Origin of the sequence: Halorussus ruber (genome assembly GCF_004765785.1) — an archaeon.
Classification (GTDB): Archaea; Halobacteriota; Halobacteria; order Halobacteriales; family Haladaptataceae; genus Halorussus; species Halorussus ruber.
Genome location: NZ_SBIT01000007.1, coordinates 196,131 through 220,349, shown reverse-complemented (window position 1 = coordinate 220,349; position 24,219 = coordinate 196,131). Strand labels below are relative to the sequence as shown.

Genomic DNA, 24,219 nt, shown 5'->3' with positions numbered 1-24,219 from the left:
CACGGAGTAAAAATTTGAAGGTCTCAGCGCTCTCGACTCACGCGAGTACCGGTCTGACGAGGAGGTACACGCCGACTGCAATGAGTGCTACGGCCAGCAGGGGGCTTTCGAGGGCCAGCGCGCCCGCCGCGCCGACCAGTAGGTACTGTCCACCGAGGACTGTCCGTTTGTTGAGGGGGAGGGCGGTACTCATGGCTGTCGTTCGTTGCGAACACTCCCGTTCCCGATGCGCGACACGTCGGGCGGCTCGCGCTACCGCGGGGACCGTCGCACACATTTCGAACGGTGTCAATCAGAATAAAAGTTCCGACCGTTCACGGAGAACAAAATGGAACGGACGGAACGGTTCAGAGCAGACCGAGGTCGGCGAGGTCAGACTCCAACTCCGCGCGGTCGCCGTCGTCCATCTTCCGGAGCGGACTCCGGAGCGGGCCGGGGTCGAAACCGACGTCCCGCAGGTCGAGGGCGGTCTTGACGCCCGCCATGTAGGGGCCGCGCTTGAGGGCGTCGCGCACGTCGTAGACCTCGCTCTGCAACTCGCGGGCGCGCTCCTCGTCGCCCTCGTCGTAGGCCCCGTAGAGGTCCACCACGAGCTCGGGGAAGGCGTTGGCGACCGCGCTGACCATGCCCGCACAGCCGACCTCCAGACCGGGAAACAGAAGCGAGTCCGACCCCGCGAGGAAGGTCAGCTCGGGGTGGGCGTCGATGGCCTGCCCGAGCCACGGCACGTCCTTGCTCGAATCTTTCAAGCCGACCAGATTCTCGATTTCCGCGAGCGCGTCCAGCGTGTCCAGCGACAGCGAGTTGCCGGTCTTGCTCGGGATGTGGTAGACGTACACCGGCAACTCGACCGCCTCGGCGACCCGCCGGTAGTGGCGGACCGCGGCGTCGTGGTCCAGCGGGTAGTAGTAGGGCGTGACGACCACCACGCCGTCCGCGCCGACCTCCTCGGCGTGTTCGGCGTGGCTCACCGTCTCGCGGGTGCTGGCCGCCCCGACCCCGGCGATGACCGGCGCGTCGTCGCCGATCTCCTCGACCACGGCCTCGACCACGCCCTCGCGCTCGTCGGGGGTCAACAGCGGGAACTCGCCGTTGGTCCCGAGCGGGAAGACGCCGTGCGCGTCCCGGTCCACGACGAATCGCGCGTGGGCCGCGGTCGCGTCGTAATCGACCGATTCGTCCGCCTCGAACGCCGTGACTGTCGGCGGGACGACGCCGTGGACGGAGAGCGGGTCCTCCTCGCCGGGACTGGGTGCGTTGTCCACCATACCCGACTCGTCGGGAGCCGCGTCCTTAAGGGGTGGCACTTCGAGAGTACTTTTTCGAGTGTGAGTAAACTTTTAGTCAGTAGCGGTCCGAGAGGGAGATATGAACGTGACAGTCAAACTCACCGGAACCCTCGTCGCCCGCACCGGCACCCACGAGGCCAGAGTCGCCGTGCCCGACGACGCGACGGTCGCCGACGTCGTGGACGAACTCGCAGAACAGCACGGCCCGCAGGTCCGCGCGGGCGTCCTCGACGGCCGACGCCTGCGCTCGGACACCGTGGTCGTGCGCGAGCGCTTCGACTCGACCGAGACGCTCTCGACCCGGAGTTCGCTGGAGAACGGCGACACGGTCCGGTTCCGGTTGAACGTCTAACCCGTCTCTTTCCGCGTTTTCTCGATTCTCTTCCGCGTTTCTATCCTTTGCGTGCGTATCAACTATAATTATACTTGCTACGAGGAATTTCTGGGTCGAGTACGCGCTACGCCCGTCTTGACCTCTGCTGGGCGCGCTGGCGCGACCCTGTGTCGCGCCATCATTCGCGCGAGGTCTTCGGCGAAGCCGAAGGCTCGGCAGACGCGGGTTGTCTGCCGGTGGATGACCGAACGGAGTGAGAAGAGGCTGGGGAGGTGTGAGGCTATCGCGGGGCGGTTGCGGGGCGGTTGCGGAGCGGTGCGGAAACTCCTCGGCTTCGGCAGTAGCTAGCTTCTCGACACCAACCCCGAAGTTCCGGAGCCCCAAGCCAGCAACCAAAATCACGGGAGCCTCGCAAAACCCACGTTCTGCCTGCTACCCCAACTTCGCCAGCCGATTCATGGCGAAAATCGTGCGCAGGACCTCGCCCGCCTTTCCTCGGTCGAAGACCAACTCGTCGGTCTTGATGACGTGGTCCAGCACGTCCCGCGAGGAGTGTTCCGGCGCGGCCGCGATGCCCATCCCCTCCTCGGCCACCCACTTCATCACCCGCAGATCGCTCTTGCTGTCGCCCATGACGGCCGCGAACGGGTCGTCGAGACCAAGCACGTCGAAGGCGGCCTCGACGCCCACGACCTTGTTGAGTTCGAGGCTCCCGATTTCTGCGGCGTCGGCCTCGTAGTAGGCCACGTCGATGCGCTCGAAGATGTCGCTGACGGCGTCGGGCACGTCCTCGGGGTCGCAGTCGGGCGTCTCGCCCTCGCTTTCGAGGACGCCCCGGATTTCGGGGTCCTGACTCGCGTAGTAGGCCCGCGCCCAGTCGGGGGCTTGGGACTCGCCTTCCGCGCCCTCTTCTACCTCCTTGACCTCCTCCGCGACCACCTCCTCCGCGACCACCGTACCGAGGAGGTCGAGTTCGTAGACGAGCGCTCGGTCGATGACCTCGCGCGCGTCGGCGCTCCCGGTCTCGAAGTTGGGCTTGAGCGTGACGTTGAACTCGTTGCCCTGTAGGTGGCACCCGCGGCGGAGTCGCTCGGGGGCCTCCGAGAGGACCCGCGAGCGCACCGCGTCGAAGATGGCCCGCACGTCCGAGTCGAGATTCTCGTAGAGGAGTCGCTTGGTGTCCGCGCCGTGGCCCGGCGTGAACACCCCGGTCCCGGCCTCGTAGACGATGGAGAGGTCCCCTGAGTGGACGAGTTCGTTGCCGAGGCCCTGAATCAGGAAGCCCTTGACGTTTTCGAGGGTCTGGCCGGTGCAGACCACGATTGGCATCCCCGCCTCGTGGAACTCGGTCAGGAGGTGGAGCGTCTCGCGCGGGATTTCGTTGTCGGTCCCGCCAGCCGAGCGCAGGGTCTCGTCCACGTCGAGGACGAGGACGTTTACTCCTCGGTCGTACTTGGTGTGCAAGTCGAGCGCGGTGAACGCCTGGTCCCGAGAGGCCCGCGCGGCGAGTTCGGAGAACGTCCCGCCCGTCGCGGGGAAGGCGTCCCGAATCTCGGCCTTCCGGTCGTCGAGTTCCTCCTCGACTTCCTGCCAGTGTTCGAGAGCGACGCGCGAATCGACCGGGGGAAACAGGTCCACGAAGTCCTGCAAGGCCCGGAGGGTCGCGGCGTCGAACTCGTCGTAGAGTCGATAGAGTTGGTCGTACCGCTCCATGCCGGAACTGGGTCGTTTTCGGGGATAAAGTTCGGGGTCGACCAAGAACAGATTTCTAAATAACCAAAGTTAAACCTATCCGTCAAAGTAGCTGATATAGACGATACACCCGAAACCGAATCCGGGGAGTGATTACGAGGACCGACGATGATTCCAATACCGAGAATACTGATTCTGAATACAGTCTCGCCGAAGCCCGTAAATCACTTCGAGAGGCGTGGGATTCTGCAGGCGACAGCCTCGCTCACAGCTATTACGGTCTCAAAAACTGGTACGCGAAGTTACCGCTTTTTCTCCAGCTTTCCATTGCAGCGGTCGTCTGGTTCGTCACAAACTGGATTTACAATCAAATATCGACTCCAGTAATCAACTTGGCGACGACAGCAGCGAGTTCGATTCCGATTAGGATGCTTCTATCGCCATTTTTGGGTATGACTGGTTATCTCGGCGTCTCGGTCGAAACGCAACTTCTGGGAGTGCTAATCGGACTCGTCGTCGCCCAAAATCGGTTGCAGACCCGGAAACTTAATGACCTAGAAGTAGAACTAACGGGCATGACCCGCCCTGCGGTGGAGACAGACGGTGGTACCACTCGACACGAACCCGGTAGTGGTGCAGGCGTCGGTGGGGCTATCGCAGGCGGCTTTGCAGGTATCTCCTTCGGACCGGGAGGCGCTCTTGCGGGTGCGTTACTCGGCTTTGCGATTGCTGAGAACCTCACACGTGAAAAAGAGAAATCGGGGAGCGCAGACAACCACAGAGATTCTAGCGAATCAAGCGATACAGGTGTCGATTTTGACGTTACGGGTGGCTCAAATCGACGGTGGTCCGAAGAGGATGCGAATAACGACGACGGTAGCTAAACCTGACTCACGTAACTGAAATCCTTATAACCCTCCCAACTCTTCTTAGAGTATGACCTACGATACCGTCATCTTCGACAACGACGGTGTCCTCGTCGGTCGGACCCACTTCGAGGTCCTGCGAGACGCCACGGAAGCGACGTTCGCGGACTTCGGCGTGACCGATTGCGACCCCGACCACGTCGAGGACATGACGATTGGTGCGACGCCCTCCTCTGTCGATACCGTCTGCGACACCTACGGTCTCGACCCGGACACCTTCTGGCAGGCGCGGGACACCCGACTCGCCCGCGCTCAGCAAGTGGAGGCCCGCACGGGACGCAAGACCCCCTACGGCGACGTGGGCACGCTGGCCGACCTCGACGTCGAGATGGGCATCGTGAGTTCCAACCAGCAGGCGACGGTCGATTTCCTGCTGGACCACTTCGAGATGCGCGACCACTTCTCGACCGCCTACGGCCGGGAGCCGACCATCGAGAGTTTGGACCTGCGAAAGCCCGACCCCCACTACATCGAGCGCGCGCTGTCGGACCTCGACGCCGAGAACGCGCTGTTCGTCGGCGACAACGTCTCGGACATTCAGGCCGCCGAGAACGCCGGTATCGACTCGGCGTTCATCCGGCGACCCCACCGTCAGGACTGGGATCTGAACGTCTGGCCGACGTGGGACATCCAGTCGCTCGACGACCTCCATCGGGTCTGTAGCGCCTGATCGGAAAGAAATATTTTGATATATTTTAGCAATATTTTCATTGTTTAGCGGAGCGCCGGAACCCGTTACGCCGTTCGCCGCACCTTAGGTCCCCGACCACCGAGAGGGAGATATGATAGGCAAACTGGACCCCGAGGACCTCGCGCGGGTCCTCGCGCGGACCGGCGCGGACGACGACGCGGTGGAGATGGGACCGGCCTACGGCGAGGACGCCGCGGCGATGCGACTCCCCGACGGGAGCGTGCTGGTGGCCAACTCCGACCCGCTCTCGCTGGCGGAGGAGCGCCTCGGCACCCTCGCAGTCCACGTCGCGTGCAACGACGTGGCGGCCTGCGGGGCCGACCCGCGGTGGCTCACGAACGTCATGTTTCTGCCCGACGACGACCCCGAGACCGTGGACGCGCTGACCGGCCAGATGGACGAGGAGGCCCGCGAACTCGGCGTCGCCATCGTCGGCGGCCACTCGGAGTACACCCCGGCGTTGGAGCGCCCGATGGTCTCGATGACCGCGATGGGACTGGCCGACGAGTACGTCCCCACCGGCGGGGCAGAGCCGGGCGACCGCGTCCTCCTGACCAAGGGCGCGGGCATCGAGGGGACCGCCGTGCTGGCCTCGGACTTCCGCGACGACCTCGACGTTGACTCGGCCCTCCTCGACCGCGCCGAGGGCTTCTTCGGCGACATCAGCGTCGTGCCCGAGTCGCGGATTCTGCGGGACGCCGCGACCGCGATGCACGACCCGACCGAGGGCGGGTTGCTCAACGGGATGCTGGAGTTGGCGACGGCCTCGGGCGTGATGCTGGACATCGACCGGAGCGCGGTTCCGGTTCGGGAGGAGACCGCCGAACTCTGCTCGGCGATGGGCGTGGACCCGCTCCGGATTTTCGGCTCCGGGGCCTTGCTGGCGACCGTTCCGGAGGACGAGGTGGCGGACAGACTTGATGCGCTTGAAGCCGAGGGGATTGACGCGAGCGAAATCGGCGTGGTTCGGGAGGTCGGTGAAGATGGGGATTCGGGTGTCGAAATCGACAGTCGGGTCGTTCGAGAGGCGATTCGGGACGACCTCTACGACCTCTGGGCGTAGGGGAATTTTGGATTTGGAGTACGGGCCGCGGGAGACGGATTTGGACGAACGGTAGGAGAGTGGTTCCGACGAACCGCAGGAGACGCAGTAGGGTTGTTGTTTTAGAAAGCCCCCGCGCTGTCGCGGTCGCTCGTCGGCATATCCGACGGACGTAGTTGCGACGGATAGGGGCCGACGAGTGACTAAACTGCACGCGACAGCGCGGCCCCTTTCATCCACCCAGACAGCAGGAAGATACGCCGAGCGCGTCCTCGTGGAATGGTTCACCAAGCCCATCCCCGTGGATAGTGCCACCGAGCGCGTCCAGTCGAGTCGGCTGGCGCGCGCAGTTCTGCGCGCCAGCCCCGCCGGTATCGGTCGTGTGAAGCCGAGGAGCGCCGGAATGTGCGCGGTGGGCGGGACGCTGACAGGCGTTCGGGTTCGACCGGCCCACCCAACCACAGATGTTTACTCGGTATAGAATAAATCTTTTGTCCCCTCGCGTTCTACCACCTGTCATGCAAGCAATCGCCATTCGGCGAGGCGAGACCTCGCCCACCGTCGCCGACCTCCCGCGCCCGGACCCCGGACCCGGCGAAGTGCTGGTCCGGACGCTCCGGGTCGGCGTGGACGGGACCGACCGCGAGGTCATCGAGGGGAGCCACGGCGGGTTCCCCGAAGGCGAGGACAAACTCGTCCTCGGCCACGAGGCGGTCGGCGTGGTCGAATCGGCCGAGGGGACCGCCTTCGAGGAGGGCGACGTGGTCGTGCCGACCGTGCGCAGACCGCCCGCCGAGGGGCCGAACGAGTACTTCGAGCGCGGCGAACCCGACATGGCTCCGCCCGACGAGTGCGTCGAGCGCGGCATCGACGGCGCGCACGGGTTCATGGCCGAGTACTTCACCAGTCCCGCCGAGTACCTCGTGGCCGTGCCCGACGAGTTGGCCGAGTGGGGATTCCTGGTCGAACCCATCAGCATCTCCGAGAAGGCCATCGAACACGCCTACGCCTCGCGCTCGGCGTTCGACTGGGACCCGGAGACCGGCCTCGTGCTGGGCAACGGGAGTCTGGGCCTCCTCACGCTCGCCATGCTCGAAGCCGAGGGCTACGACCGGACCTACTGCCTCGGCCGCAGGGACCGGCCGGACCCGACCATCGACATCATCGAGGAACTGGGCGGGACGTACATCGACTCCCGCCAGACCCCCGTGACCGACATTCCCGACGCCCGCGAGGAGATGGACTTCGTCTACGAGGCCACGGGCTACGCCCGCCACGCCTTCGAGTGCATCGAGGCGCTCGCGCCCAACGGCGTCGGGGCACTCCTCGGGGTGCCCGAACCGTGGGAGTTCGAAATCGACGGCGGACGACTCCACAAGGAGTTCGTGATGAACAACAAGGCGCTGGTCGGGAGCGTCAACTCCAACGTCTCGCACTTCGAGGCGGCGGTCGAGACGCTCGCGGACCTCCCCGAGTGGCTGTTCGACGACCTCGTGACGGGAGTCCATACTCTCGACGACTACGAGACCGCATTTGCTGACGCCACCGCCGAAGGAACTTCGGCGAGCGCCGAGACGCAGTCTCGGCACGACGAAACGACAATAAAGACCGCAGTCCAATTTAGCCAGATATGAAGAACGTAGACGACCTCATCGAGAGCGCGGCACACCTCGCAGAGCAAGGCCGGTCGAAGGGCGAAATCGCCGACGAACTCAACGTCTCGCGCGAGACCGCCAGTTGGCTGGTCGAGCGTAGCAGTTCGGGAGCGAGCGCGACGACCACGCCCTCCCCGAAACCCTCGGGCGGGCCCCACGACATCCACGTCGATTGGTCGGCGTTCGGCCGGGACAGCAACCGACTCTACCACGCCGGGGCCGCGATGGCCGACCTCCTCCAGAAACAGGGCGAGGAGGTCGATTTGACCATCGGCATCGAGAAGGCGGGCGCGCCCCTCGCCACCGCCGTCGCGCGCGAACTCGACACCGACCTCGGAACCTACGCGCCGAGCAAACACCAGTGGGAAGAGGAGGGCGACATCGACGAACTCGGGGGCACCTTCTCGCGCAACTTCGCCCAGATTCGGGACCGCGAGTGCTACGTCGTGGACGACACCATCACCAGCGGGACGACCATGACCGAGACGGTCGAGGCCATCCGCGAGGAGGGCGGCGAACCGGTCGCCTGCGTCGTCCTCGTGGACAAGCAGGGCGTGGACGACGTGAACGGCGTCCCGGTCCACTCGCTCATCAACGTGGTCCGCGTCGGCGACGACGAGTAAAAGTTAGCCTCCCAATACGAGTGTAGCTATTTAAAAGAACCATATCTTCCAGTAATGATTTACCCACTCATGTAGTTATACAACTAAACTTGCTTAACTCGATTCGCAGGATTATGTCATCTAGAGACTCTGTAAAGCTATTACTATCTATTCGGAAAGTTATTTTAAGATACACCACTAACCTTAGTTACCAAAACCAATAAGTAAGACGCCATCTTCATTTTGAGTAGACGTACGCGATAAGTACAACTGGCACGTGAGTAGGACGTATTGGGTGGCAGACCGTTAGGGCGGTCCGTCACCATCCCTTGATGAGCCGGCTCTTACGGCAGAGTACGCGTACATTGGCTACGCTTCACTCTGTTGTATTAAAACCACCGGTGTAATCTAGGAGAAGTGTCAACTCTAGAAAACACAATGACGCTACGAGACCTCGAAGACAAAATTCGAGACGAACGAGGAGGAATTCCGAGTACGGACAGCATTGCGGCCCTTGCTTTGACCATGTACTTGGATGCGATGGTCCCCACCGAGGAGAACAGTCTAAAAAAGCGCCATATCAAGCGAGTTTACGGTGACATCGTAGAGGTGAAAATAGGAACTTGTCTTAACCATCTCCACGAAATCGACATCGTCCGTCGCTGGTTTAATGGCGGACGTTGGTTGGTCATTCACGACCGGCGAGACGAAATTGTGAATGATGAGGACTTAGAGGAACTCTTGGAGGACGAAACTGACAGGTTGCTTGATGACTTGGAGCCTCTTGCTCTCGCAGATGGCGGTACTGATGACCTAACTAAGCGGGAAGTCGTCGCTGAGGCACTAGGTGTCGGGTTGGACGAGATAGAAGAAGAAGTGAAGAAGGAAGATCTTACGGAGGATGGTGAGATTTGGGACTGGCGGGAAAACCTCGAGACTGCGATTGAGGCAATAGAGGAGGAAGAGAAAGTCAACAAAGGGAACGACTATGAACCGATTCGGATACTCCGGAACCCGTATCGGTACGAACTGACCGAAAAAGCAGTTGAAATCGCTGAACAATAGCTCCTCAAAGAGGAGTCTTTAGCGACGAGGAGTAACACAACTTCTTTGCGCGCCGGGTGCGTATCGGACGGTATGACCTTTCAGCCGGGAAGTGACTTGACGGAGGAAGAGGTCCGCGAGCGGGTCGATTCCGCCATCGAGGACAACGAAGTCGTCCTGTTCATGAAGGGCAACGAGCTGATGCCCCAGTGCGGCTACTCCCAGAAGGCGCTCGAACTGATTCAGTCCCACCGCGACGAGTACGAGACGGTGGACGTGCTGGAGGCGCTCGCGGAGCATCGGGCCGCGCTGGAGGACCACAGCGGATGGGAGACCATCCCCCAGACGTTCGTGAACGGCGAATTCGTCGGCGGGAGCGACGTGCTGGCCGAACTCGAAGAGCGAGGCGAACTCGCGGACGAGCTGTCGGCGTGAATCGTAATTTCGGCGATGAAAATGAGGACCAAAAGAGTAGACCATATATGTACGGACCGCCTACACTCCCGTGTACCGTGTCGTCAGCCGGGAACCTGCATGTAAATCACAAATGACGGGGCAAGTATATCGACTTCACTCGACGCTCGAACTGCCGCTCGAAAACGTTTACGACCACTTCGAGGAGGACCCTGACCTCCCGCCGGAAATCGCCAGCGTCGACATCACCCGGCGCAAGAACACGCTCATCATCAGCGCCGTCGCCGCTGACGACAGCATCAGCAAGTACACGCCGACCGCGCAGTTGAAGGCCAGCATCTCCGAGACGCGCGTCTACACCGAGGAGGAACAGAAGATGCGCGAAGGACCTCGATGGGGCGACGACGCCGAGGAACTCGACGAGGAGGAAGACGACGAACCCCTCGGCGAACTCATCGAAGTCGCCGCGTTCAAGGGCGACCGCGAGACGGTCCTCCAGAACACGGCGCTCCAGTACCCGATGTTTCTGGTCCTCTGCGACCTCGCTCGGCTGGCGGAGAAGGGTACGCTCACCGCGATTACCGAGCAGGACGGCGAACTACAGGCGACCCGCATCGTGGACGGCGAGGACCGCCCGGCCTCCATCGAAGTCGTGGAAGGACCGGACTCCTCGAACTCCGGGTCCAGCGGCGTCGATTGGCGGGACAACGAGTTTATCTAACCACCTTTTGACTACGACCTTTTTTCGTCGTCGGGTGTCTTCGGGCGCGGACTTCGTTCGCGCCCTGCGGGCACCGCTCTCTGCTCGCGGCTTCGCCGCTCGCACGGTACGAGAGACGAAGTCCCTCGCTACTCGAAAAGATGTCGAACAAAAAAGAGCTGGTCGCTCGTCGCTATCGCTCCTCGCTCGCGGTACAAAAACGGTGTGGCGCGAAGCTGGTGCGCGAGTCTTCGGCTCGCTGTCAAATCTAGATTTTGGGCCGAGCGCGAGGAGTCGTGCGTCGTTTTACCGTGCTACTCTATATCACCAAAGACGGACTGAGACCGCGGTAACGGGAGCCTTCGAGTGATTGTGGTCGTCCTGCTCGATTGAAAAGCCGAAAAGCACTTTACCCTGGTAATTAGATGTAATTACGAACGATGCCCGAAGACTTCCCAGACTACGTCGACGTGGACTACACCGACGGCGAAGGCGAAGACCCCGAGGACTACCCCTCGATGGAACACAAAATCGAGAAGGCAATCGAAGTGACTCGGCAGGGCCTCGAACAGTACGAGAACCCGGCCGTGATGTGGACCGGCGGCAAGGACTCGACGCTGACGCTGTACTTCATCAAGGAGGTCGCCGAGAAGTACGACCTCGAGACCCCCACCGCGGTCTTCATCGACCACTTCCAGCACTTCGACGAGATTCACGACTTCGTCGCCAAGTGGGAGGACGAGTGGGACCTCGACGTCGTCTACGCCAGCAACGACGACGTGGGCGACTACGCCGAGGAGAACGACCTCGAACCGGGCGACGACATCCCCATCGACGCCCTGAACGAGCACAACCAGCACCACGTGCGCGACATTCTAGAGTACGAGGAGGACACCTTCCCCTTCCTGCTGGACACCTACGTGGGCAACCACCTGCTGAAGACGGTGGCGCTCAACGACACCATCGAAGACCTCGACATCGACGGCATCATCTCCGGCGTCCGCTGGGACGAACAGGAGGCCCGCGCCGACGAGACGTTCTTCAGCCCGCGCCACGACCCCGACATCTATCCGCCCCACGACCGCGTTCAGCCGATTCTCCAGTTCGACGAGCGCGCGGTCTGGGACACCTTCTGGCACTACGTCGTGCCGGACACGGTCGAAGACTACCCCGACGAGGGCTACGTGCCCGAGGCCGACGACGACCTGCCGAACGGTCTCACGCAGGACGACATCCCGGTCAGCCCCAAGTACTTCGCCGGATTCCGCTCGCTCGGTAGCGAGGTCAGCACCGAGAAGTCCGACGAGGAGCCTGCGTGGCTGCAGGACCTCGAAGACACGACCGAGCGCGCGGGCCGCGCCCAGGACAAAGAAGACCTGATGGAGCGCCTGCGCGACCTCGGCTACATGTGAACCTTTTCCTGTCTTTGCGAGCGTAGCGAGCAAAGGCTCGGAAGACGCGGTTTGTCTTCCGGTGCGGTCGAGCGCGCCGTAGGCGCGCTCTCCCTGGGAAAACGTTCATGAAAAACACGGCGTCACCCCCTCAGGCCGTGCCGGAGGCACGGCCTTCGAGGGATTCCTTGGTCCGCTCGCTCGTCGCTAGCGCTCCTCGCTCGCGGTAGAATTTCTAGCGATTCCGTTCTTTTTCAGACGAGCGCCGACGCGAGGAGGAACCCGCCGATTGTGAACCCGGCGAGCGCGCCGAGGAGGACGAGCGTCACCTTCCACGTGGCGGGTTCGACCTCGTCCCAGCGGCGCGTGCTTCCGATAGAGTCGAGTCGCTCGTCCCACCGGGCGAGGACGTGGGCGTAGCGGGCACCGACCGCCCCGCCGACGAGGAGGGCGACTCCGACGAGCGCGCGAGACTGTTCCATATTGCTGTGGGGTCACCCGGACGACATGAATCTTCTGTCGCAGTTAGCGCGCCGCGCGGTACTCGCCGTGCTTGACGCCGAGGAACAGCGCGATTGCGCCGAACACCAGCATCGCGGGGGTCACCATCATCAGCACCGTACTCGTGGCCATGAATTCCATCGCAATGAGCGCGACGGTGCCGAGAGCGACGATTCCGAGCAATGCCGCGGCGGTCACGGGCAGATTGAACTCCATGTGCCAACCTCAGGACGAACAGAGCAAAAGCGTTGTTCTCCGCTCGCGGTCGAGTCGCTCCCGTTTCGTCGCCCGCGAACGTCAGTCGCCTTTCGGCCGAACGATGTCGGCCAGCGTCACCAGCAGGCCGAGGAACCACCCGACGGGCACCGAGAGGCCGAACCACATCGCCACGTAGTTGGCCCCTTCGAGGGTGAACTGCTCGCGCAGGAAGGTGTTGACCCCCCAGAGGTCCAGCGGGTTGTCGAGCAACCAGACCGCGAGGGTGTAGCTCTTGGGGAAGATGACCTCCGAGAGCGTCGGCGAGTAGAGCGCCGCCACGACCGGCGGCAGGAACAGCGCCGTCATCGCAAACGGGTACGCCAGCAGGACGGTGCTACCGCGCCCGCCCCGAGTTCCAGTGAGGTACGCCAGTACCGCGGCAATCGTGGCGACGCCGCCCGCCGCCCCGACCGCCAGAAAGCCGTCGGTCGAGAACCGAATCCGGGCGAGCGCGGTCAGTCCACCCCACACCAGAAGCGACAGCAGGACGACGCCGACCACGCCGAGTCGGGTCGCGGTCCCGTCTATCTTCCGGGTGTAGTACCGCGCCGCGAACCCGAACAGCGCGAGGGGGTAGAGGAGACCCACGACTGGCGTGCCGACCGCGCTCCACGCTCTGTACGCGACTTTTCCGGTCGTGGAGGAGGGTTCCCACTTGCCGAGGACGCCGCTCTGGGACCCCCGCTGGCGCGGGAAGAAAAGCGCCATCCAACTCTCGTGCAGTCGTCGCAAGTCGTACCGAATCGCCCCGACCAGACCGGTGCTACTTGTTCCGCCGTGCATCTGCGTTTTAATACGTTACGGCGAATATGAACTTTCGGGGTTGGATTCAGAACTATTAGCCGATAGAAATTTTGTTTCTATCGACTCGCCGAGGTCTCGGAGCGCACTCGGTCGTCACCGCCCTCGGATTCGACGCCTCGGGACGCCACCCCGGCGGATTCTCTTCCGCCGGAATCCATCACTTCGTTGAGCCGACGCTCGAACTCCTCGCGGGTGAGTTCCCCGGCGGCGTAGCGACGCTTCAGGACCTCCTCGGGAGTTTCGGGATTTTTGCGGGATTCGCGGAGGTCGCCCGGTTTCGATGCGCCCTCGGGGTACTCCTCGGGCGACTCGACGTTGCCGATGAGCGAGAGGTAGACCGGCCAGAGCGTGAGGACGCCGAGGAGGAAGGTCGGGACACCGAGGACAGTTCCGAGCAATCCCATAACGAAACTGATAAACGTGGCCCCGAGACCCACCAACCAGATACCGCCGAAGAACAGGAACGGCGCGAGCAGAATCGCTGGCGCGCCGAGCAGGGTCCGCCCGAGCGTTCCGTCGGGCGTGTAGTGTTCGACGAGTCGGTGGAGCGACCGGACGGTGGAGGGAGACCTATCGCGGGGACTACTCATCACTCTCGAAATCGAAGACGTGTGAGTAAAATGTTGTGTTCAGCGAGGTTCAGTTCCAGGGACCGAAGTCGGGGTCCACCTGCCGGTCGCGCTCGCCGACGCTCTCGATTTTCTCGACGTCCTCGTCGTCGAGTTCGAGGTCCAACGCGCCCCAGTTGTCGCGGATGTGGTCCTCGCTGGAGGCCTTCGGAATCGCGGCCACGCCGTCGCGCTGGAGGAGCCACGCCAGACTGACCTGCGCCTCGGAGGCGTCGTGCTTCTCGGCGACCTCCTGAATCTCGGGCACGTCGAAGACCTTGCCGCGGGCCAGCGGCGAGTAGGCCACGGTGTTGATATCGTTCTCCTGCCCGTACTCGACCAGTTCGTTCTGGGGAAGCATCGGGTGGCACTCGATTTGGTTGGCGAAGACGGGCGCGTCGAGGATTTCCTGCGCTTCGTCCAGATGGCGCGGCTCGAAGTTCGAGACGCCGACGTTCTCGATGAGGCCGTCGTCGTAGAGCTGGTCGAACGCGGGCAGGGTGTCCTCGGGGTCGTACTCGTTGGCGGGCCAGTGGACGTACAGCAGGTCCACGTAGTCCACGCCGAGCTTGTCGAGGCTCTCCTTGGCGGTGTGGATTACGTCGTCGTACGAGAGGTTGCTCGTCCAGATTTTCGTGGCGAGGAAGACCTCCTCGCGGTCCACGTCGGCGTCGGCGATGCCCTCGCCGACGTACTCCTCGTTGTCGTAGGCCTGCGCGGTGTCGATGTGGCGATACCCCATTTCGAGGGCCTGACGGACGCTGTCGGCGCAGGTCCCGGCGTCGGTGTTCTCCCACGTGCCGAGACCGAGGCGCGGCATCCCGTCGAGTAGCGACTGGTCGCTGGATTCCGGTGTTTGAGCCATAGCAACAGCACGTAGGGCGACAGCGAGGAAAGTGGTTTCGGCGTCGGAAACGCTCGGGGGTTCTCGACCGTTCGGGGTTCTCGGCCACTCGGAGCTCTCGACCGTTCTCGGCTCGAACTCGCGGCGGGCGACCGCCGATGCAGGTCTTCGAATCGGTGTTCTGCGTGCCGAGACCGAGGCGTGGGACGGTCGTGAGACCTTGACGCGTCATGGTACGGGTAGTGTGCCGAATGATAGAGAGATGAATTTCGATGCACATCGGTAATTATTTGGCGAAGGTTACCGGAATCGAAGAAAACTCTTTTATGCCACCTACCGTATGGGGTCCAATAGCAAGGGCAGGCCCATGATAGACATCACGATGGACATGGAGCAGTACGACTGCCCGTTCATAGACACTACTGACGACCACGCCGTCGGCTTCTCGGCCATCCAGTGGGACTTCGACCGGGTCAACGACCAATTAGAGACGCGCATGATGGTCGAGGGCGAGACCCGCGAGGAGCTTTCGAACGGCCTCTCGACCCTTCGGAACCACGACAACATGCGCGACTACAAACTCCTCACGCGCCGGGACAACGTCGCGCACATCCGGACGGTCATCGGCGAGACCGACGCGATGGCGACGATTCGAGACAACGGCGGCTACATCACCGGCCCGTTCTACATCGAGAGCGGGAGCGAGGTCTGGCACGTCGGCTTCGACGGCATCGGGGACGCCGACACCACGCTGGCAGAACTGGAGCGGGACAACGAGTACGACGTGCTGGAGCGGGACAACACCGAGCTGCCCGAGATGCAGGACTTCGTGCAGAACGCCGGAGCCGCGATGACGCTCATCGAGGGCTGTCGTGACCTCTCGGACGTGGAACGCGAGACGCTGGAGACCGCGGTCTCGGACGGCTACTTCGAGAACCCCCGAGGAGCCACGCTGGGCCATCTGGCCGACGAGTTCGACGTGTCGAAACCGGCGGTGTCGAAGAATCTACGGCGGGGTCAGCAGAAGATGATTCAGCGGGTCGTGGAGGCGCTTGAGGAGTTAGAATAACGGATTTTTGGATTTTCTACGAGCGAGAGTTTCCGAACGCCTATCGGTGCTTCTCGGTCGGTTCTCGGGAATCTTTGTCCGACGAGCGCGAACCGCAGAATCGACGTGTTGCTGTCTTCTGAAGCCCCCGCCCGCTCGGGGTCGCTGACCGACATATCCGACGGACGTCGTTGCGACGGAAAGTGGTCGGTCAGACGACCACGGTCCTTCGGACCCCGACCGGGCGGCCCCTTCATCCACCCCACGGCGGTCGATTCGTCGGGCGCATTCCGGTGGTCTGATTCGCCGAGCGCACGCACCGAAAGACAACTAGACAATCAGTAAAGAACGAATTACCTATTCGAAAGCAACTATCTAAATTCCGAGAGCACTTTTGGTAGTCTGTTCCACCGAGCGCGCCCGAACCGGCAGGCCGGGGTCCGCCGGTCCCGGCCTGCCGGAGACGCAAGCTTAACCGGACTCGCCTGCCAAGCGAGCGCAGGATGGATTTCCGAGTGCGACGGAGCGTTGTCGGGCGATTCCCGGCGTCGGTGAGGTGAACTCGTGGAGCGTGGCTGGAGACCGGTGGCGACCATCGCTGGCTGGCAGACGGCGGCGAGCCTCTGCTACTACAGCATCTTCGCCTCGACCGCGTTCGTCCGCGAGGAGTTCGCCCTCTCGCGCACCCTCGTGGGCGTCTTCCTGACCGCGGCGCTGGTGGGCTACACGCTGGCGCTGTTCCCGAGCGGTGCCGCCGTGGACGGGTTCGGCGAGCGCACCGCGATGGTCGCCAGCCTGCTGGTGCTGGCCGGTAGCACCGTCGCCGTCTCGCTCGCACCCGGCTTTCTGCCCCTCCTCGGCGCGGCGGCGCTCCTCGGCGCGGCCTACGCCACCGCGATGCCCGCCTCGAACAAGGGCATCGTCGCCTCCGCGCCCCGAGGTCGGGAGAATCTGGCGATGGGCATCAAGCAGGTCGGCGTCACCGCCGGGAGCGGCGCGGCCTCGCTGGTCGTGACCGGCGTCGCGGCGTTCGCGGCGTGGCGCGTCGGCTTCTGGGCCATCGCGGTCGTCGCCACCGCCTACGCGGTCGCCTTCCCACTAGCGTACTCCGGCACCGGCGGGTCCGGTCGGTGGGAACTCCCCGACCTCTCGGGGTTGGCCGACGACCGGGCGTACCTCCTGTTGGTCGCCGCCGGGGTGTTCGTCGGCGCGACCATCTTCTCGATGCTCGGCTACGTCATCCTCTACGTCGAGGACGTGGTCGGCGCGAGCGCCGCGGCGGGCGGGGTCGTCCTCGCGGCGACTCAGATTGCGGGGAGCGCGGGCCGAATCGGTGCCGGGTCGCTGGCTGACCGCCTCGGCGGCGCTGGCGGCGCGGCGACCGTCTCGCTCGCGCAGTTCAGCGCCGGAATCGCGCTGTTCGGGTCGCTGGCTGTCGGAATCACGGCGCTCCCGGTCGCGGCGGGCGTCTTCGGCGGCCTCGGCCTGACGGTCCTCGGTTCGACCGGGGTCTACTACTCCTGTCTGGGCGACATCGTGGCCAGCGACGAACTCGGCGCGGCGACCGCGGGCGGCCAGACCGCCATCAACGTCGGCGGCCTGCTGGCCCCGCCCGCGTTCGGCCTCCTCGCCGACACCGCAGGCTACCGGGTCGGCTGGGGCGCGCTGGCGGTCTGCTCGGCGGTCGGGATGGCGCTTCTGTGGGGCGTGCGCCGGGAGATAGCCGCGTAGGACCGCGGGCTGAGAACCGACCCGGCGGCACGTTTTTGTGACTCGGCTGAATCGTCCGAACTATGCCACGAGTCGAACGAACCGACGGCCCGAGCATCTCGTGCGACGCCTTCGAGGAGGGCCGCGAGGGACTGGTACTCAAGGACAGCCACGGCCGGAACGTCGGGTGGATTCCCTTCGAGAAGGTCGAACACGTGCTTCCCGAGAGCGGTGGAAAGTGATTCGAGGGCATCAAGCAGGGATCGTTAGCTGGTAATACGATTTCTTCATTTGCTTTTCGACAGGTGACTAGTTCGGTTAATTTACTCAGTACGTAATACTTACTGACTGGACAGAGACTTATATGCAAGAGGAAGATATAGCTGATAGAGAGATAAATGGGATTATCAAAACGAGAATTATATATCGAACGATTACTCGAAGTACTTGAGTGGGTGTACACGGTCGATCCGGACACGATTGAACCAGAAGGCGAGTACGAAATCGAGAGAGGAGAAAGTTGGAGAGCGGATACGCTGGATGAATGGAAGGACGTGTTCGGAGCAGATCTTAAGAAGAGGGGTCGGAGGAGCGTTATTGCTAACATTACATCGTATCTTGTTCAGTTTGCCGGAGATGAGCAAGATTTGCTGGTGTTCTTGCTTACTGAATTGAGTGAGACCGACTTGTGTTTAAAACAAAACCATGTCACGCCCGCTCTGATGCGGACTGGGTCATTCCTTCAGCAATGTTTCAATGAGAGAACGGGGTGTGATAAGCGCCTATACAACGTAATTGTGGAAGCGGAAGACAGTAGTGAAATTACTGAATCACAGGCGAAACTTGCGCAATTTATTCGACTCTGTCGGAATGACGTCGGCCATAATTTCTCGTACGATACCGAGTACGGTTTCAAAGTACACGACCACGCAGCTATTTGCACTGTGACCTTACTAAACTCCCTTTTAGCTTCTTGGTTTGACTCTCAGTGGTACGTTCAAACTCGACTATCGATTGAGAATTGTATTCGAGTGATTGAGAATGAGTTCGGATTTGAATGGGATTCTGGCGAGGTAACATACGTGAAGTACTCGCTGGATTCGGTGTACGACAATCGAGGCTAAACATGACCTCCATTGATATATTCATACTCTAAACTGAAGGGCAGTTACGTGGACGATTCCAAATAACGACAGCGGGTTGCCAACTCTGTTACTCGTAGGTCAGCGTCATCCCGTCGTCGAAGCGCAAATCTCCGCCGTTGAGGTGGCTGGCGTGCTTCGAGAAGCCGAAGACGAACAGGTTGGCGACCTCGGCGGGGGTCATCATCTCCGTGGTGCGCGACTGGCCGAGCATCACGTCCTCCACGACTTCTTGGACCGAGATGCCGCGCTGTTCTGCGGTGTCCGGAATCTGGTCGGTCACGAGCGGCGTCTCGACGTATCCCGTGCTGACCGAGAAGGCGCGGATGTCGGCGTCGTCGCCTCCGACCCCGCCCTCCGCGGCGATGGACTGGGTGAGGCCCCGAATCCCGAACTTCGCCACGTTGTAGGCCACCTTGTCGCTGGTGACGTAGTGGCCGTGGACCGAGGCCATGTTGCCGACGCAACCGAATCCGGTCTCCCGCATGTGGGGCAGACACTCCTTCGAGAGTTGGACCGGCGCGCGCACCATGACCTCCTGCATCCGGTCGTAGGCCTCCATCGGGAACTCCTCGATGGAGTCGATGTGCTGCATCCCGGCGACGTTGGCGAGGAGGGCGATGTTTCCGTACTCGGCCGCGGAATCCACGATCTCCGGGACGTCCTCGCGGAGGTCGCCCGCGACGGTCTCGACGGTTCCTTCGACGCCGAGGTCCTCGGCCTCTCGTTCAGTTTCCGCGAGGCCCTCCTCGTCCACGTCGGTTCCGACCACGGTGAGACCGTTCTCGGCGAGGACGAGGGCGGTCGCCTGCCCGATGCCGGAGGCCGCGCCGGTCACGAGCGCGACGTTCTCCGGGGCGAATCGGTCGTCGTCCACGACGAGCATGTCGTCGCTGGTCAGCTCTGGTGATTCGACTTCGTCCGTCATACCCGGTCAAACTCGCCCGGGAAGGGAAAAACCGAGGGTTAACGCGTGAAATTCGGCTCCGCTGTTCACATGTTAACCCCGCAGTATTTGCCGAGGGGAAGTAACTATTCCAATCTGTTATGGCAGATGACAGCGTTTCACGACGGCGATGGCTCACCGCGCTCGGCGCGACCGGAGCGGCGGGCCTCGCGGGATGTACAGGTGGCGACGGTGGACAGGAGACGACGACCGAAGGCGGCGACACGACGACCGAAAGCGGCATGACAGAAACCACGGCGAAGACGACGACCCAATCGAACGTCTCCGGAAAGGTCAAAATCGGCGTGCTTCAGCCGACCTCCGGCAGTATCAAGTACTACGGCCAGCAGAGCCTCTGGGGGTTCTACTCCGGGTTGGCGTACAAGGGTGACACGGACCCGATCGAGAGCGGGAGTACCGGCACCTACACCGCGACGGTCGGCGACGTGGACTACGAACTCATCGTCCGCGACACCGGCTTCAAGGCCAGCAAGGCTCAATCGCTGGCGACCCGCCTCGTGCAGGACGAGGAGATAGACATGCTGTTCGGCTGTGCCTCCTCGGGCGCGGCCAACCGCGTCATCAAGACGGTCGTCAAGCAGGCCCAAGTTCCGTACATGGTGGGTCCGGCCGCCTCGGCGGATATCACGGCGAGTTCCGAGACCTGCGGGAACCTCGTCTTCCGGGCGAGCGAGAACACCGCGATGGACGCCCGCTCCGGCGGGAAGTACGTCGCCAACCAGACCGACGTGAGCAAGGTCTACCTGTTCGGCGCGGACTACTCGTTCGGCAAGGCGGTCGTCAACAACTACGAGCAAGTGCTGAAAGACGAGGGCGTCGAAATCGTCGGCAAGAAGTTCGTCCCGCAGGGCCACTCCGAGTGGAAGGGCCTGCTCGACAACGCGTCGGAAGCGGGCGCGGAGGGCATCGTCGGCGGGTTCACGGTCAACACCCTGCCGAAGCTGTTCACCGCCTTCCTCAACGGTAGCTACGACTACCGGGTGTTCGGCGGCCTCGCAACTCGAATTACCAACGGCGTCGTGGGCCAGACCCTCCAGAAGGCGCTCGGCAAGCCCCTGACGAAGGAGAAGATTCAGAACGCCAACATGGGGCCGTTCACGACGCGCTACCACTGGAACCAGTACGACAACGAGATCAACAACCAGTTCGTGGACACCTACACCAGCACCTACGGCACGGTGCCGGACCTGTTCACCTCCGGGACGTTCACCGCGGCGTCGGCCATCGCGCAGGCGGTCACCCAGAGCGGTTCGACCGAGGGCGCGGACATCGCCGAGGCCCTCAGCGGGATGACCGTCACGGACACCCCGAAGGGCAAGAACGGCTACACCTTCCAGTCGTACAACAACCAGGCCCGGTCGGCCATGACCGTCGCCGACGTGGTGCCCACCACCGACGAGTGGAGCGACAGCTGGAAGGCGGCCGTCATGCCCAGCGAACCGCTGGCCACCATCGACGCCGAGGAAGCGACGATTCCCAAGGACAGCAGCCAGATGAACTGCTCGCTGTAGGCCATGTTGCGAACCTCGGGACTGACGAAGGAGTTCGGCGGCCTCACCGCCGTCGACGACGTCGATTTCGCGCTGGCGGAGAACGAACTCTGTTCGCTCATCGGCCCGAACGGCGCGGGCAAGACGACGTTCTTCAACCTGCTGACCGGCGTGCTGACCCCGACCACGGGGAGCGTCGAGGTCCGAGACGGCGAGGACGGATGGCGCGACGTGACCGACGCCACGCCCTACGAGACCGCCGACCTCGGCCTGCACCGGTCGTACCAGATTACGAACGTCTTTCCGACCAGCACGGTGCTGGAGAACGTCCGCGTGGCCGCACAGGCCGCCAGCGGCGACTCCGCGAAGTTCTGGCGCAACGCCGGGGCGTTCGAGGAGCACGTCGAGGAGGCCCACGCCATCCTCGACCGGGTGGGACTCGCCCCAGAGGCCCACACCCCCGCCGAGAGCCTGAGCCACGGCGCGAAGCGCCAGCTGGAGGTCGCGGTCGCGCTCGCTGGCGACCCCGACGTGTTGCTCATGGACGAACCCAACGCGGGGGTCTCCTCCGAGAGCGTGGACGAAATCATCGACCTCATCGAGGACGTGGCGACCGACCACGCAGTTCTGCTGGTCGAACACAACATGGACATCGTGATGAACGTCTCTGACCGCGTCGTGGTGCTGAATCAGGGCGAGGTCATCGCCGAGGGCGAACCGCAGGCGGTCCGCAACGACCCCACGGTTCAGGAGGCCTACCTCGGCGGCTACGAGGCCGGGAGTCTCGACGGCGAGAGAGACGCGGAATCGCCCGCGGGCGACTCCTCGACGGACCCGGAGGAGGGGACGGCGTGAGCGCCCGGCGGCCTCTCGCGGGGACCTCGGTGGACCAATCCACCGGGACGCGCTCGGCAAACCAGTCTACCGGGACGCGCCCGGCAGACCGGACAACCGTCTGGGTGGATGAAAGGGGCCGCCCGGTCGCGTTCACTGCAGTCGCTCCTCGACCCCTATCCGTCGCAACGACGTCCGTCGGATATGTCGAGGAGCGACCGCGACCGGGCGGGGGCTTTCTGAGCCTTCTTCCCTGTGGTCGTCGTGACCGTTTCGGCAGTCGTCGCGGCCATCGTGACGTTTCTCGCGCGAACAGTAGGAATCACGCCACCAATCCAGCGACTTTTTCCAGCGATACCGCCGAGCGGAGCCATACTATCACACAGAAACACAATCCTGTTGCTAATCGCAACGAAGACAGTTCTCAAACAAATATAGAGGAGGCTAAAACGTGACACTGCTACAGGTAGAGAACGCCCACACCTACTACGGCGAGAGCCACATCCTCGAAGGCGTCTCGCTCGAAGTCGAGGAGGGCGAGGTCGTCGCCTTGGTCGGTCGGAACGGCGTGGGCAAGACGACCACGCTCCGGACCATCCTCCAACTGACCGCGCCCCGCGAGGGCACCGTTCGCTATCGCGGCGAGGACCTGACCGGGCGCGAGACCCACGAGGTCGCCGACATGGGCGTCGGTTGGATTCCCGAGGAGCGACGCATCTTCACCCAGTTGTCGGTCGAGGAGAACGTCCGGGTCGCGGTGCCCAAGGACCGCGACGCCCGCGAAGCCATCGAGCAGGCCTTCGACACCTTCCCCGACCTGCGAGAGTTCGCCGACCGAGACGCCGGAACCCTCTCGGGCGGCCAGCAGCAGATGCTCGCGCTGGCCCGCGGGCTGGTCGGCGAGAACGACCTCCTGCTGGTGGACGAACCGAGCGAGGGTCTCGCGCCGCTCATCGTCGAGCGAGTCGCGGAGGCTCTCTCGAACGCCGCCGAGGACACCACGCTCCTGCTGGTCGAGCAGAACCTGCCGCTGGCGTTAGACCTCGCTGACCGGTTCTACGTCATCGACAACGGGCAGGTCGTGGACGAGGGCGACGCCGACGAGACCGCTGCGGACGACGAGCGACTCAGGAGGTATCTGTCGGCATGATGGAAATCGTCCTTGCCGGGTTCATCGACGCGCTCGGCCAGTTCCTCCGACCGGAGAACCTCGCGTCGGTCCTCGTGGACGGACTGGCGAAGGCCGCCATCTACGTCATGATTGCGGGCGGCCTGACCCTCATCTTCGGCCTGATGGGCGTGCTGAACTTCGCCCACGGGTCGATGACGATGATCGGCGCGTATCTGGGCGGCCTGCTGATGGTGTTCGCGGTCGGCGGCGCGTCCGGCGGCGCGACCCGCCTGCTGGTGTTCTTCCTGACGCTGGCCGTGACGTTCGCCCTGCTGGCGGGGCTGGGCGGCGTGGTCGAGGTCGGACTCATCAGACGCCTCTACGACCGCCCGCCGGTCTACCAGATTCTGCTGACGTTCGGGCTGACGCTCATCTTGGACGAACTGGTCCGCATCGCGGTCCTGTTCTACGGGATGCAACCCACCAGCGACTGGCAGGCCGCCTTGGGGACCAAGCCGTGGTTCCTCTCCGAGTCGGTCGACCTCGGCCTCATCTCGGTCAGCGGCCTCTCGCTGTTCGAAATCGTCGTCGGCGCGGCCACCGTCGCGGGCCTGTGGGCCTTCCTCACCCGGACGCGCTACGGACTCGTCATCCGGGCCGGGAGCGAGGACGCCGAGATGACCGAGGCGCTGGGCATCGACGTGCGCCGGGTGTTCACCGTGGTCTTCGCGCTCGGCGCTGGCGTGGCCGGCGTCGCCGGGACGCTCCTGATGTGGGACCCCGCGTGGGGTGCCAGCGTCCCGCTGGCCGCCGACACGCTCCTCCCGGCGTTCGTGGTCGTCATCATCGGCGGCCTCGGCACCTTCCGGGGCACGGTCGTCGCCGCGGTCATCGTCGGGATGGCCGACTCCGTGACGACGTGGTGGTTCGTCAACGAAATCGACTTCGCCAGTCTGCCCGAGATGACCATCTTCCTCATCCTCGTGGCGATGCTCATCCTGCGCCCGCAGGGTATCTTCGGCGTCGAGGAGGTGGGCGGCCATTAGCACCGAAACCGCTGACGCCGCGGCTCCCGAGTCCGAGACGGAAGGGGAGCAGGCGGCGTCGTGGCCGGTTCGCTAC

General features: G+C 63.3%; 26 protein-coding genes. 17 read left to right on the top strand and 9 right to left on the bottom strand.

What is annotated here, in order from left to right:
* Positions 1-37: 37 nt before the first annotated feature.
* A complete protein-coding gene (locus EPL01_RS21675; protein ID WP_168215898.1) occupies positions 38-193 on the bottom strand; it encodes a hypothetical protein in 156 nt (51 codons plus the stop codon).
* A 154-nt stretch (positions 194-347) separates the two neighbouring features.
* Positions 348-1,268, bottom strand: a complete 921-nt coding sequence (locus tag EPL01_RS12375; protein WP_135825577.1) for a dihydrodipicolinate synthase family protein — start codon at positions 1,266-1,268, stop codon at positions 348-350.
* Positions 1,269-1,368: 100 nt separating this feature from the next.
* Between EPL01_RS12375 and EPL01_RS12370 the strand changes: the two genes are divergently transcribed.
* Entirely contained in the window at positions 1,369-1,641 is a 273-nt protein-coding gene (locus EPL01_RS12370; RefSeq protein ID WP_135825576.1) for a MoaD/ThiS family protein, read from the top strand.
* Positions 1,642-2,055: 414 nt separating this feature from the next.
* Here EPL01_RS12370 and EPL01_RS12365 read toward each other — a convergent pair whose 3' ends face one another.
* Positions 2,056-3,336 carry an HAD family hydrolase gene (locus EPL01_RS12365; RefSeq protein WP_135825575.1) on the bottom strand — a complete coding sequence of 427 codons (1,281 nt, stop codon included), beginning with the start codon at positions 3,334-3,336 and terminating at the stop codon, positions 2,056-2,058.
* Positions 3,337-3,464: 128 nt separating this feature from the next.
* Between EPL01_RS12365 and EPL01_RS12360 the strand changes: the two genes are divergently transcribed.
* From EPL01_RS12360 to EPL01_RS12320, 9 genes are all read left to right on the top strand, one after another.
* A complete protein-coding gene (locus EPL01_RS12360; protein WP_135825574.1) occupies positions 3,465-4,199 on the top strand; it encodes a hypothetical protein in 735 nt (244 codons plus the stop codon).
* 52 nt (positions 4,200-4,251) lie between these two features.
* Positions 4,252-4,911: an HAD family hydrolase gene (locus EPL01_RS12355; protein ID WP_135825573.1), complete on the top strand. Its 660-nt coding sequence runs from the start codon at positions 4,252-4,254 to the stop codon at positions 4,909-4,911.
* Between the two features lie 112 nt (positions 4,912-5,023).
* Complete coding sequence (locus EPL01_RS12350; protein WP_135825572.1) at positions 5,024-5,995, top strand: AIR synthase family protein; 972 nt, start codon at positions 5,024-5,026, stop codon at positions 5,993-5,995.
* Between the two features lie 497 nt (positions 5,996-6,492).
* Positions 6,493-7,608 (top strand): glucose 1-dehydrogenase, encoded by a 1,116-nt coding sequence (locus tag EPL01_RS12345; protein WP_135825571.1) that lies wholly within the window; start codon positions 6,493-6,495, stop codon positions 7,606-7,608.
* Positions 7,605-8,252 carry a transcriptional regulator GfcR gene (gfcR, locus tag EPL01_RS12340; protein WP_135825570.1) on the top strand — a complete coding sequence of 216 codons (648 nt, stop codon included), beginning with the start codon at positions 7,605-7,607 and terminating at the stop codon, positions 8,250-8,252. Before EPL01_RS12345 ends, gfcR begins: the two co-directional genes overlap by 4 nt.
* A 417-nt stretch (positions 8,253-8,669) precedes the next feature.
* On the top strand, positions 8,670-9,296 hold the full coding sequence (locus EPL01_RS12335; protein ID WP_135825569.1) for a hypothetical protein: 627 nt from the start codon (positions 8,670-8,672) through the stop codon (positions 9,294-9,296).
* A 72-nt stretch (positions 9,297-9,368) separates the two neighbouring features.
* Entirely contained in the window at positions 9,369-9,710 is a 342-nt protein-coding gene (locus EPL01_RS12330) for a glutaredoxin family protein (RefSeq protein WP_135825568.1), read from the top strand.
* A gap of 112 nt (positions 9,711-9,822) precedes the next feature.
* Positions 9,823-10,410, top strand: a complete 588-nt coding sequence (locus EPL01_RS12325) for a DUF7110 family protein (RefSeq protein ID WP_135825567.1) — start codon at positions 9,823-9,825, stop codon at positions 10,408-10,410.
* Between the two features lie 419 nt (positions 10,411-10,829).
* Positions 10,830-11,801, top strand: coding sequence for a phosphoadenosine phosphosulfate reductase family protein (locus tag EPL01_RS12320; RefSeq protein ID WP_135825566.1), 972 nt, complete (start codon positions 10,830-10,832; stop codon positions 11,799-11,801).
* Between the two features lie 233 nt (positions 11,802-12,034).
* On the opposite strand, the gene EPL01_RS12315 is transcribed toward EPL01_RS12320, so the two are convergent.
* The 5 genes from EPL01_RS12315 to EPL01_RS12295 form a co-directional block, all read right to left on the bottom strand.
* Positions 12,035-12,262 (bottom strand): hypothetical protein, encoded by a 228-nt coding sequence (locus EPL01_RS12315; RefSeq protein ID WP_135825565.1) that lies wholly within the window; start codon positions 12,260-12,262, stop codon positions 12,035-12,037.
* Between the two features lie 43 nt (positions 12,263-12,305).
* Positions 12,306-12,497, bottom strand: coding sequence for a DUF7333 family protein (locus EPL01_RS12310; RefSeq protein ID WP_135825564.1), 192 nt, complete (start codon positions 12,495-12,497; stop codon positions 12,306-12,308).
* A gap of 81 nt (positions 12,498-12,578) precedes the next feature.
* Complete coding sequence (locus tag EPL01_RS12305) at positions 12,579-13,322, bottom strand: hypothetical protein (RefSeq protein ID WP_135825563.1); 744 nt, start codon at positions 13,320-13,322, stop codon at positions 12,579-12,581.
* A gap of 77 nt (positions 13,323-13,399) precedes the next feature.
* The gene (locus EPL01_RS12300; RefSeq protein WP_135825562.1) at positions 13,400-13,933 is read right to left on the bottom strand and encodes an SHOCT domain-containing protein; all 534 of its coding nucleotides are present in this window, start codon (positions 13,931-13,933) and stop codon (positions 13,400-13,402) included.
* A gap of 49 nt (positions 13,934-13,982) precedes the next feature.
* A complete protein-coding gene (locus EPL01_RS12295; RefSeq protein ID WP_368279413.1) occupies positions 13,983-14,816 on the bottom strand; it encodes an aldo/keto reductase in 834 nt (277 codons plus the stop codon).
* A 346-nt stretch (positions 14,817-15,162) separates the two neighbouring features.
* Between EPL01_RS12295 and EPL01_RS12290 the strand changes: the two genes are divergently transcribed.
* The 3 genes from EPL01_RS12290 (at position 15,163) to EPL01_RS21670 (ending at position 17,795) form a co-directional block, all read left to right on the top strand.
* A complete protein-coding gene (locus EPL01_RS12290; RefSeq protein WP_135825700.1) occupies positions 15,163-15,864 on the top strand; it encodes a helix-turn-helix domain-containing protein in 702 nt (233 codons plus the stop codon).
* A 543-nt stretch (positions 15,865-16,407) separates the two neighbouring features.
* Positions 16,408-17,574, top strand: a complete 1,167-nt coding sequence (locus EPL01_RS12285) for an MFS transporter (protein ID WP_135825561.1) — start codon at positions 16,408-16,410, stop codon at positions 17,572-17,574.
* 62 nt (positions 17,575-17,636) lie between these two features.
* Positions 17,637-17,795 (top strand): hypothetical protein, encoded by a 159-nt coding sequence (locus tag EPL01_RS21670; RefSeq protein WP_168215897.1) that lies wholly within the window; start codon positions 17,637-17,639, stop codon positions 17,793-17,795.
* Positions 17,796-18,765: 970 nt separating this feature from the next.
* On the opposite strand, the gene EPL01_RS12280 is transcribed toward EPL01_RS21670, so the two are convergent.
* Positions 18,766-19,623 carry an SDR family NAD(P)-dependent oxidoreductase gene (locus tag EPL01_RS12280; protein WP_135825560.1) on the bottom strand — a complete coding sequence of 286 codons (858 nt, stop codon included), beginning with the start codon at positions 19,621-19,623 and terminating at the stop codon, positions 18,766-18,768.
* Positions 19,624-19,742: 119 nt separating this feature from the next.
* On the opposite strand from EPL01_RS12280, the gene EPL01_RS12275 reads away from it, so the two are divergent.
* The 4 genes from EPL01_RS12275 to EPL01_RS12260 all read left to right on the top strand — a co-directional run bounded on the left by EPL01_RS12275 (position 19,743) and on the right by EPL01_RS12260 (position 24,143).
* On the top strand, positions 19,743-21,173 hold the full coding sequence (locus EPL01_RS12275; RefSeq protein ID WP_135825559.1) for an ABC transporter substrate-binding protein: 1,431 nt from the start codon (positions 19,743-19,745) through the stop codon (positions 21,171-21,173).
* Positions 21,174-21,176: 3 nt separating this feature from the next.
* Complete coding sequence (locus tag EPL01_RS12270) at positions 21,177-22,007, top strand: ABC transporter ATP-binding protein (RefSeq protein WP_135825558.1); 831 nt, start codon at positions 21,177-21,179, stop codon at positions 22,005-22,007.
* Between the two features lie 430 nt (positions 22,008-22,437).
* Positions 22,438-23,136, top strand: coding sequence for an ABC transporter ATP-binding protein (locus EPL01_RS12265; protein ID WP_135825557.1), 699 nt, complete (start codon positions 22,438-22,440; stop codon positions 23,134-23,136).
* A complete protein-coding gene (locus EPL01_RS12260; protein WP_135825556.1) occupies positions 23,133-24,143 on the top strand; it encodes a branched-chain amino acid ABC transporter permease in 1,011 nt (336 codons plus the stop codon). Before EPL01_RS12265 ends, EPL01_RS12260 begins: the two co-directional genes overlap by 4 nt.
* Positions 24,144-24,219 lie beyond the last annotated feature (76 nt).

Coding starts and splice junctions, on each gene's coding strand:
- EPL01_RS12300 (WP_135825562.1), bottom strand. CDS start 13,933: ATGAGTAGTCCCCGCGATAGGTCTCCCTCCACCGTCCGGTCGCTCCAC.
- EPL01_RS12330 (WP_135825568.1), top strand. CDS start 9,369: ATGACCTTTCAGCCGGGAAGTGACTTGACGGAGGAAGAGGTCCGCGAG.
- EPL01_RS21675 (WP_168215898.1), bottom strand. CDS start 193: ATGAGTACCGCCCTCCCCCTCAACAAACGGACAGTCCTCGGTGGACAG.
- EPL01_RS12345 (WP_135825571.1), top strand. CDS start 6,493: ATGCAAGCAATCGCCATTCGGCGAGGCGAGACCTCGCCCACCGTCGCC.
- EPL01_RS12355 (WP_135825573.1), top strand. CDS start 4,252: ATGACCTACGATACCGTCATCTTCGACAACGACGGTGTCCTCGTCGGT.
- EPL01_RS12320 (WP_135825566.1), top strand. CDS start 10,830: ATGCCCGAAGACTTCCCAGACTACGTCGACGTGGACTACACCGACGGC.
- EPL01_RS12325 (WP_135825567.1), top strand. CDS start 9,823: ATGACGGGGCAAGTATATCGACTTCACTCGACGCTCGAACTGCCGCTC.
- EPL01_RS12310 (WP_135825564.1), bottom strand. CDS start 12,497: ATGGAGTTCAATCTGCCCGTGACCGCCGCGGCATTGCTCGGAATCGTC.
- EPL01_RS12365 (WP_135825575.1), bottom strand. CDS start 3,336: ATGGAGCGGTACGACCAACTCTATCGACTCTACGACGAGTTCGACGCC.
- gfcR (WP_135825570.1), top strand. CDS start 7,605: ATGAAGAACGTAGACGACCTCATCGAGAGCGCGGCACACCTCGCAGAG.
- EPL01_RS12350 (WP_135825572.1), top strand. CDS start 5,024: ATGATAGGCAAACTGGACCCCGAGGACCTCGCGCGGGTCCTCGCGCGG.
- EPL01_RS21670 (WP_168215897.1), top strand. CDS start 17,637: ATGCCACGAGTCGAACGAACCGACGGCCCGAGCATCTCGTGCGACGCC.
- EPL01_RS12375 (WP_135825577.1), bottom strand. CDS start 1,268: ATGGTGGACAACGCACCCAGTCCCGGCGAGGAGGACCCGCTCTCCGTC.
- EPL01_RS12260 (WP_135825556.1), top strand. CDS start 23,133: ATGATGGAAATCGTCCTTGCCGGGTTCATCGACGCGCTCGGCCAGTTC.
- EPL01_RS12315 (WP_135825565.1), bottom strand. CDS start 12,262: ATGGAACAGTCTCGCGCGCTCGTCGGAGTCGCCCTCCTCGTCGGCGGG.
- EPL01_RS12295 (WP_368279413.1), bottom strand. CDS start 14,816: ATGGCTCAAACACCGGAATCCAGCGACCAGTCGCTACTCGACGGGATG.
- EPL01_RS12370 (WP_135825576.1), top strand. CDS start 1,369: ATGAACGTGACAGTCAAACTCACCGGAACCCTCGTCGCCCGCACCGGC.
- EPL01_RS12290 (WP_135825700.1), top strand. CDS start 15,163: ATGATAGACATCACGATGGACATGGAGCAGTACGACTGCCCGTTCATA.
- EPL01_RS12280 (WP_135825560.1), bottom strand. CDS start 19,623: ATGACGGACGAAGTCGAATCACCAGAGCTGACCAGCGACGACATGCTC.
- EPL01_RS12270 (WP_135825558.1), top strand. CDS start 21,177: ATGTTGCGAACCTCGGGACTGACGAAGGAGTTCGGCGGCCTCACCGCC.
- EPL01_RS12305 (WP_135825563.1), bottom strand. CDS start 13,322: ATGCACGGCGGAACAAGTAGCACCGGTCTGGTCGGGGCGATTCGGTAC.
- EPL01_RS12335 (WP_135825569.1), top strand. CDS start 8,670: ATGACGCTACGAGACCTCGAAGACAAAATTCGAGACGAACGAGGAGGA.
- EPL01_RS12275 (WP_135825559.1), top strand. CDS start 19,743: ATGGCAGATGACAGCGTTTCACGACGGCGATGGCTCACCGCGCTCGGC.